General features: G+C 64.4%; 8 protein-coding genes. 3 read left to right on the forward strand and 5 right to left on the reverse strand.

All coding sequences use genetic code 11. The features are described 5' to 3' along the window. Positions 1-38: 38 nt before the first annotated feature. Positions 39-2,453, reverse strand: coding sequence for a choice-of-anchor B family protein (locus R2834_22110; protein ID MEZ4703042.1), 2,415 nt, complete (start codon positions 2,451-2,453; stop codon positions 39-41). Between the two features lie 250 nt (positions 2,454-2,703). Between R2834_22110 and hemW the strand changes: the two genes are divergently transcribed. After that, entirely contained in the window at positions 2,704-3,846 is a 1,143-nt protein-coding gene (hemW, locus tag R2834_22115) for a radical SAM family heme chaperone HemW (protein ID MEZ4703043.1), read from the forward strand. 94 nt (positions 3,847-3,940) lie between these two features. Next, the gene (locus R2834_22120; GenBank protein MEZ4703044.1) at positions 3,941-4,714 is read left to right on the forward strand and encodes a DUF1080 domain-containing protein; all 774 of its coding nucleotides are present in this window, start codon (positions 3,941-3,943) and stop codon (positions 4,712-4,714) included. Between the two features lie 22 nt (positions 4,715-4,736). Here R2834_22120 and R2834_22125 read toward each other — a convergent pair whose 3' ends face one another. Further along, a complete protein-coding gene (locus tag R2834_22125) occupies positions 4,737-5,285 on the reverse strand; it encodes a GNAT family N-acetyltransferase (GenBank protein ID MEZ4703045.1) in 549 nt (182 codons plus the stop codon). Positions 5,286-5,353: 68 nt separating this feature from the next. Next, positions 5,354-5,995: a VTT domain-containing protein gene (locus R2834_22130; GenBank protein MEZ4703046.1), complete on the reverse strand. Its 642-nt coding sequence runs from the start codon at positions 5,993-5,995 to the stop codon at positions 5,354-5,356. Positions 5,996-6,129: 134 nt separating this feature from the next. On the opposite strand from R2834_22130, the gene R2834_22135 reads away from it, so the two are divergent. Beyond that, a complete protein-coding gene (locus R2834_22135; GenBank protein ID MEZ4703047.1) occupies positions 6,130-6,582 on the forward strand; it encodes a pyridoxamine 5'-phosphate oxidase family protein in 453 nt (150 codons plus the stop codon). Here R2834_22135 and R2834_22140 read toward each other — a convergent pair. Continuing rightward, positions 6,579-7,097, reverse strand: a complete 519-nt coding sequence (locus R2834_22140) for a hypothetical protein (GenBank protein ID MEZ4703048.1) — start codon at positions 7,095-7,097, stop codon at positions 6,579-6,581. The two genes, R2834_22135 and R2834_22140, sit on opposite strands and share 4 nt — an antisense overlap. A 189-nt stretch (positions 7,098-7,286) precedes the next feature. After that, entirely contained in the window at positions 7,287-7,871 is a 585-nt protein-coding gene (locus tag R2834_22145) for a hypothetical protein (protein ID MEZ4703049.1), read from the reverse strand. Between the last annotated feature and the right edge of the window lie 266 nt (positions 7,872-8,137).

The raw sequence follows: 8,137 nt of genomic DNA on the forward strand, positions 1-8,137 counted from the left end.
CCCGGAACGTGGAACGCGCGAAGCATGCGGCGACGTGCTTAGATGTCGAGGTCGCGTTTCTTGAGCAGGAAGAGCCCTTCACCGATGCTGGTTACCGGGAGCACGCCGCTCTTGAAATACGGGTAGGTGCTCCATGCCCCGCCGAAGCTGATGCCTTCTTCGTTCGGCGTGGTGTCGAAGAAGCCCCACTCGACCGGGTTCTCGACATCCGTGATGTCGAGGATACGGAGACCGCTCGTGTAGTTGGCCTGGTACATGAAGTTGCCCTTCACGTACAGGTTGTGGTCGATCGACTCCGTCGAGAGCATGAACTCCTTCACGAGCTGGGGATCGTCGAGGTCCTGGACGTCCCAGATGAGCGTGCGCGTGTGCGTCACGTTGCCGCTCATCTCGTCGAGTTCGTCGTTCATGTAGAAGTACCGCTGATCTTCCGTCAGCCAGCCCTGGTGCGAGTAGCCTACGTTCGGATACGTCGCGCGGGACAGCGCCACCGTGTTGGCCTTGTCGGTCACGTCGGCGATGCTGATGGCCGTTTCGTTCGAGCCGAAGCAGATTTCCTTGCCCTGGTGGTCGGTGTCCGGCCCCTTGTACATCACGCACTGCGCGTCATGCGAGTAGCCGGTGCTGGCGCGGCCCGTCGTCGGGTCCGAGAAGCAGCCGGCGAAGGTCGGGCTCTGCGGGTCGCGGATGTCGATGATGTGCAGGCCGCCGCCGCACGTCTCGCCGCCCGAGCTGCTGCCGACCGCGTAAGCGAATCCGCTCTCCTCGTTGATGACGATGTTGTGCGCGCTGTGGATGTTCGAATAGTGCGCATCCTCCTCGAACGTCACCGGCATGTCCGCCGGCTTCACGTTGCGGAGCCGGGTCAGATCGAACACCTGCATGCCGTGGGAGGCCGCGCCGTCGGCCACGACGAACGCATGGTCCTTGTAGACCTTGATGTCACGCCAGGTGCTCGCCGGCGACGACTCCGTCTTGGGCAGTTCGCCCACGAACACCGGGTTGGACGGATCGCTGATATCGATGAAGGCGGAACCGTCGGTCCGGCCGGCGAGGACGTACTCCTTGCCGGTCTGCGGGTCGGTCCATCCCCACACGTCGTTCATCTGCGAACCGCGGGCGGAGCTGATCGACTTGATCGGCATGAAGGACATGAGGTCGACCTTCTGGCAGCCAAAGATGTTGGCCGAGCCCTCGGCGCAGTCCACCTTGGCGCCGGTGACGGCCGCCATGCCCTTGATTTCCGCAAAGAAGACGTTCTTTTCTTCCCAGACGCCGGTGTCGGCATTCCGCTCGAAAATCGACGCCACGCCTTCGCCGTTGTCGGCGCCGGGCGAACCGATCGCGGCCACCGCGCCGTTCACGGCGATGGACGAGCCGAAGCCATGGCCGCTCTGCGTGTTTTCACCCTTGATCTTGATCGCACCCGTCCACTGCTGGGCCGTCATGTCGGCCGAGAAGAAGTAGACGACGCCGCTGAACCGATCCGCACCTTGCGCGCCGACCATCACGCCGGACTCCGTCGTCGCGATCGAAGCGCCAAAGCCGAGCCGCTGCGAGCTGTCGAACGGCACCAGCGTCGGAATCTGCATCCATTCACCCGTCTCGGAGTCGTTCTCGAACATGTAGACGGCGCCGGTGAAGCCGTCGACGCCCGGGGCGCCGACGAGCACATACGGCCCCATCACGGCGAGCGACGCGCCAAACTGCGCGTTATCCTCAAGCCCTTCCACGGTCAGCATCGTCTGTTCCGCCCAGGTGTCGGTGCCGGCGTCGTACTTGAACACGTACGCGGCCCCTTTGCCCTTGTCTTTCACCGGCGCGCCGACGACGAGCAGGTCGCCCTCGGCCGCGGCGGTCAGACCGAACAGATCACCTTCGGCCGCTTCGGCCGGCATCAATACGGAGTGCTGCGCCCAGGCGTTGCCGTCCTTCTTGAAAGCGTAGACCGCGCCAGTCTGGTTGTTGCGTCCCGCCGCCGAGATCACGACAAAGTCGCCGGCCACGGCCAGCGCCCGCCCGAACGCGATGCCTTCCGCGGCATCCTCCGGCATAAGCTTCGCGGTTTCTGCCCACTCACCGCTGGCATTTTTTTCGAACACGTACGCGGCGCCGGTCGTCGACTGGTAGCCCGTGGCGCCCACGAAGAGGCGGTCGCCGGCGAGGGTCATCGCCCGACCGAAGTTGTCGCCGCTCATGCCGTTGGAGGCTTTCAGACGAGCCGCTTCCGCCCAGGTGCCGTTTGCGGACCGGGCGTACCGGTAGATTTCACCGGCGGCACTGCCGCTGCGCGACGAGCTGACAAAAACTTCGTCCGCTCCGGCGGCGATCGATCCGCCAAAAGCCGGCAACGCAGCCTGACTGGTTTCGGAGGTCATGGTCTGCGCCAGGGCGGGGCTTGCAAGCAGGCCGGCCAGGACGACGGACAGAAGCTGAATGTATCGGTTTTTCATAGGTATGAGGATGGTTATCGGATAACGTCTTCCACGTACATCCAACTCGCCATGCCGCAAAATATTGTGCGACAGGCATGGGGATTCACGTACGCTTCGCTCGGGCCAGGAACCCGTGAAGACGTTTCGAGCCTGTGTGGGTGCGTTACAGCGTAACTTTAACGGCACGTTCTACCGAAAGATGCAGACGCCATGGGGCAGAACCCCTCCCCCCCAGCGGGGTACGAGGCTCACGCGCGAATGAGACCACATGGCCGGCATCTACCTCCATATCCCTTTTTGCAGTCAGCGGTGCGTGTACTGCGATTTTTACTTCGTCACCACCGTGCACGACCACGCCCCGTTCGTCGACGCGTTGTGCCGTGAAATCGCGATCTATGGCGCACAGGACCGGTTGCGCGAGCCGATCGAAACCATCTATTTCGGCGGCGGCACGCCTTCCCGCCTGGATCCGGCAGCCATCGCTCGAATCCTCGACGCCCTCCACCGGCATTTCGACACCGGCCCCGTCGTGGAGACGACGCTCGAACTCAACCCGGACGACGCCACGCCGGCGTATCTCGACGCCCTCCGCGCCGCCGGCGTCGACCGGTTATCGATCGGCATCCAGTCGTTTTTCGAGGAGGATCTGACCTGGATGAACCGCGCGCACACGGCCGAACAGGCGCGCGAGGTGCTCCCGATGGCCCGCCGCGCCGGCTTCGATGCCTGTTCCATCGACCTCATCTTCGGCCTGCCGCATCAGCCGCCCGACCGCTGGCATGCGAACCTCAACATCGCCCTCGAACAGACAGCGCCGCACATCTCGACCTACAGCCTGACGGTCGAGCCGCACACGCCGCTGGGGAATCGCGTGGAACGGAGGGCGGAAACCCCGGTCTCGGACGACGCCATGGCTGAGCGGTATCGGGAAACGATGCACCGGCTGCAAACCGCCGGCTACGAACATTACGAAGTCTCCAGCTTCGCGCGCCCGGGGCACCGGTCGCAGCACAACCAGCTCTACTGGCGGCACACCAACTACCTGGGGCTGGGACCCGCCGCGCACGGATTCTGGTGGGATGCGGACGCCCCGCGCCGCTGGTCGAACGCCCGCAGCCTGAAGCAGTATGTCGACGACCTCGCCGAAGGCCGGCTGCCGGTTTCGATGGAAGAGACGCTCACGCCGGACATGCTCGCCGACGAGTATATCATGCTGCGGCTTCGCACGCGCGAAGGGCTGGATCTGCGTCTGCTGAAGGAACGCTACGGACGCGACCTCGCCGGCTCGCACGGGGTGCTGATCGATCAGTTCGGCGTGGAGGGGTGGACGCACATGGAGGGCACGCGCGTTCGGCTCACCGACGCCGGCTTCCTCGTCTGCGACGCCATCGCCTTCGCGCTGCTGGGGTGAAGCCCATTCTTTTGGAATCTGGCGTTTTTGGGGTATTCTGTGCGCGTGGGCGTCCTGCCCACCCATGCACCGGCAACCTACAACCCGACTCGCCATGAAGCGTCTTCTACGCACCCCGCTGATCGGGGCCTTCGTGATCGCCCTGACCCTGCCCCTCTCCGTCCGCGCCCAGACCGGCGTCGGCACCCAGCCGCCGGCCGGCGCGGAGGTCCTGTTCGACGGCACCCGCCACTCGCTCGACAAAAACTGGACGTACTGGGAGGGCCCCTGCTTCGTGTCGGCCCTGCCCATCAAATGGAACATCGTCGAGGACCAGTTCGACGGCGGCGGCACCGTGCTGTCCTCGAAGGAACCCTACTCGACCACATATGGCGAAGCCGACATCGTCACCAAAAAGGCGTATCGCGACTTCCGCCTGCACGTCGAATTCCTCATACCACGCGCCCAGGGAAATAGCGGCGTGTATCTCCAGAACCGGTACGAAATCCAGATCGTGGAGGGCGAACGGGGCCTTCACGGGATGGCGGCCGTGATCAACGAAAAGGAAGCGAACTACGACCTGTTCAACGGCCTCCAGAAATGGAACGCCTACGACATCCAGTTCCGCGCGGCCCGGTTCCAGAACGGCAAACGCACCGAGCCGGCGATGGTGACGATGTATTTCAACGGCACGAAGGTGCACGAGAACACGCCGATCAACCAGGTCTGGGGCGGCATCTGCTCGGCGACCGACGGCGCCAACGACGGCGGCAAGGGCATCACCGACACACCGGGCGGACTGAAGCTGCAGGCCGAAGGCCACGACATCCGCTACCGCAACATCTGGATCGTAGAGAAGGATTTCTCGGCGGCGAATACGAATTTCTAGGAAATGAGCTCAGGACAGGGGGTCACACCGCGGTGTGGCCCCCTGTCCGTTCGATGCCGTAGAGCACCACCTCGATCTCGGGTAGACGATGCCCGAGTTGCCGGCCCGTCACCACCCCTTCGTACCGCATCCCCAGCTTCTCCATCACCCGCCGCGACGCCTGGTTGCCGGGCAGCGTGATGGCCTTCACGCACGGCTGATCCAGCGTCTCAAACGCATACCGCACCATCGCGGCGCCGGCAGCCGTCGCGAGTCCTTTCCCCTGGTGCACCCGCTGGACCCACCAGCCGACTTCCAGATTCCCCGTGGTCCCCAGCGGCTGCAGCCCGGCGACGCCGATGACCTCGTCCGTCTCCTTCCAGACGAGGGCGCCCATGCACACGCCGGCGGCGTCGAGGGTCCGCTGCTGCCGCGCAAAGAATTCGTCGTTCATCGCGTCCGACCACGGGATGCCGTCCGACATGTAGCGCATCATGACGGGGTCGGCCGTCATGGCGCAAAACGCCGGCCGGTCGGTGGCTTCGCGCCACGGCCGGATCCGTAAGGTGTCGGTTTCGATTTCAAACGGCATGAAGTATTCCCAGACCTGTTGCAACGCCGCATGGAGGCGCCGATCCTGATGTGGCGTCGCGGTGGCGATCAGGGGGATTCCCCGATCATGCGCCGGACGATCGGGCGGACCGCCAGCCACAGGATCGGCGGAATGAACGCGCTGAGCCCGATCGCGAGCCACGGATGCGCCACGCCGGCGTGCCCGATGTACGCGAACGCAAACCCGAGCGGCAGCACCCCGCAGGCCAGCGCAAAGTGAAACAGCCCGGCCGGCATCCGGATGAGGCCGGCCATACAGGCGATGACTTCGGGAAACAGAGGCAACCAGCGCGACAACGCGACCAGCCAGCCCCCGATATGCGAGAAGAGCCGCTCCCCTTTCTCCAGATCCGCCTCGCCCAGCAGCCGCAACGCGGCCTTCCGGCCCAGGAGCCGGCACAGCCCGTACCCGAGCGCCCCGCCCAGGAACGCGCCCAGCGCCGCCAGGAGTCCGCCGGCGACGGGTCCATACACGAATCCGAGCGCGCTCATCACCACCGTCCCGGGAACCGGAAGCACAATATCGGACATCAAGAGCACGATGCCGGCCATCCAGGCCCAGGCTCCATAGCCGCGCAACCACGCGACGGTCCCGTCCTGCGAAAACATGGCTTCGATCTGCCCGCCCCAGATGAGGAACGGGATCAGAAACAGGACGGCCAGGCCGAGAAAAATCCAGAGCAGTCGCATGGCGTGAATGGAAACGGATGGATGGCTGAAGGTACACGAAAATCGGTGCACGTCCGAACACCTTTTCCGTTTTCCATTACATTTGAGACGCGTCGCCGCGCATCCTGTCCCCGATCCTTCAACCTCGTTCAGCCATGGCCAAACCCCAACCCGAACCCATCGATCCGGCACACCTCCCCGAACTAGCGCGCGCCGTGATGAAGCGGGCGCGCTTCCCGATGCTCGCCTCGATCGACGGCGACCGGCCGCGTGTCCGACCCGTGTCGCCGGTCCGCACCGACGGCTTCGTCGTCTACGTGGCGAACCTGCGCGCCTACCACAAGACCGGCGAGATCGAGGCGAATCCCCATGTCGAGCTGTGTTATCTCGACAGCGAGCACGATCAGGTGCGCATCACCGGGGTCGCCGAGGTGCTGACCGACCGGGCCCTGCTCGACGCCATCTGGGAAGCCAATCCGCTGCTCCGGAGCTACCTGGGTACGCCCGAGAATCCCCAGCTAATCGTCTACCGCATCCGGCCCGAGCGGGTGCGTTTCATGCGTGAGTGGGCGCTGGACTACCACGAGGTGCCGACCGAATCGGCCTAGGCGCGCACCCGGCCCTCGCGCAGGGCGGACTGCTCGCCGGAAGCCGGCGCGTCCATCGTGATCCGGCCGGCAGGCAGGTCGGCCTCCTCCAGCATGTGCTGTTCCGCCTCGCGCTCCAGCGCGAGCAGCGCCTGTTCGCTGATCGCGAGGTTGAGCTCGCTGATGAAGATCTTCAGCAGCTTGCGGTCGGAGCGCCGCACCTGCAGCACGATCTCGGCCGGGTGTTCGAGCACCAGCCCGGGCACGCCCTGCTCGTCGGTCAGCGGCTCGAAGGCGCGAAGATCCGCCGCGGTGAGCAGGATCGCCGTCGCCGGCAGGCCCTTGCGCCAGATGCGTTTCCGGCGCGCCGTGGCAAGACCAGTGAGGGGCACTTCCACTTCCCGAAGCGGCTCCAGCTCGCGATCCGTACGGATCTCCCGGCCCACATAACTCACCTCCCGGCTCGTGCGCCACTGGACGACGATCTTGTCGCCCCGCAGATGCAGCAGGCCGTGGAGCTGTTCCTTTGTGGACATCACCTCTTTGCGGCTCACGACGCTGTGTTCACGATGTAGCACAAAAGGCAAGGCGGCTGAGCGTAGCATAGGTACGGAGTCTCTTCTACAGGGTGTCTTCTACAGGGTGTCTTCTACAGGGTGTCTTCGGATGAAACAGGATCGCGCTCTTCTCCCTACGCATCGTTGTCCGGGTAGATGCGCCGGCAGTCAACCGAGACGCAAGCCCCACCACTCGACGAGGAGGAGCACCACCAGGACCAGGGTCACGATCGCATGTAAGGTACGCCGCGGCCGCCACGCCATGTACAAAAACAGCGCGATCATGAGCACCATCGGGATCAACCCGCCGAGGGCCTGCCCGAATTGCTGGCGAAACAGGTTGTTCTGCAGGAATTCAATGAGGCGAACGATTGTGGAGAACAGCGTGTAGGCCGCGTACAGGACCCAGAAGTAGGACGCATTTTGACGATAAAACGCGTGCAAATCCAGTCCTTCCTCCGGCACCTCGTCCGGCAGGGCTGCTGCGTTCAACAGAAAGAGCAGCACCAGCTGGATGGCGAGCAGCAAGAATCCGCCCAGGGTGGCGAAAAGCGGCCTATCCTGGGCCGAGTAGAACCGCCACCAGAATTCGAGCGCCAGAAGCACGGCCAGCAGACCGGTGGCCAGCGGAAGCCAGTCCCATCCCACCCGCGAACGCGCCCGCAGCAATCGGTGCAGGCTCACCGCCAGATCGGCTACTGCGAGGCCGACGAGGACGGAAACGAGGGGGAGGATGTATTCGAACGGAGTCATGGCTACAGGATACGATGCCGCCCGATGGAGGGCAATACGATCTCAGGTCGGCCGGGATCGCCCATTCACCGGCGCCGTATACAGATCGATCGGCTTGCCCCTCGTCGACTCTGCTGCATTCCGTCCCGTCTATGTCTACCCGTCAGAAAACAGCTCAGCCTGATGTGACGCAATTGCTGGCGCGCATGCGGGCCGGCGACGAGCAGGCGCGCGAAACGCTGATGCTCCAGTTGTACGACACGTTGCGGGAAATCGCACGGGCTCAG

This window comes from Rhodothermales bacterium, from assembly GCA_041391505.1.
Taxonomy (GTDB): domain Bacteria; phylum Bacteroidota; class Rhodothermia; order Rhodothermales; family JAHQVL01; genus JAWKNW01.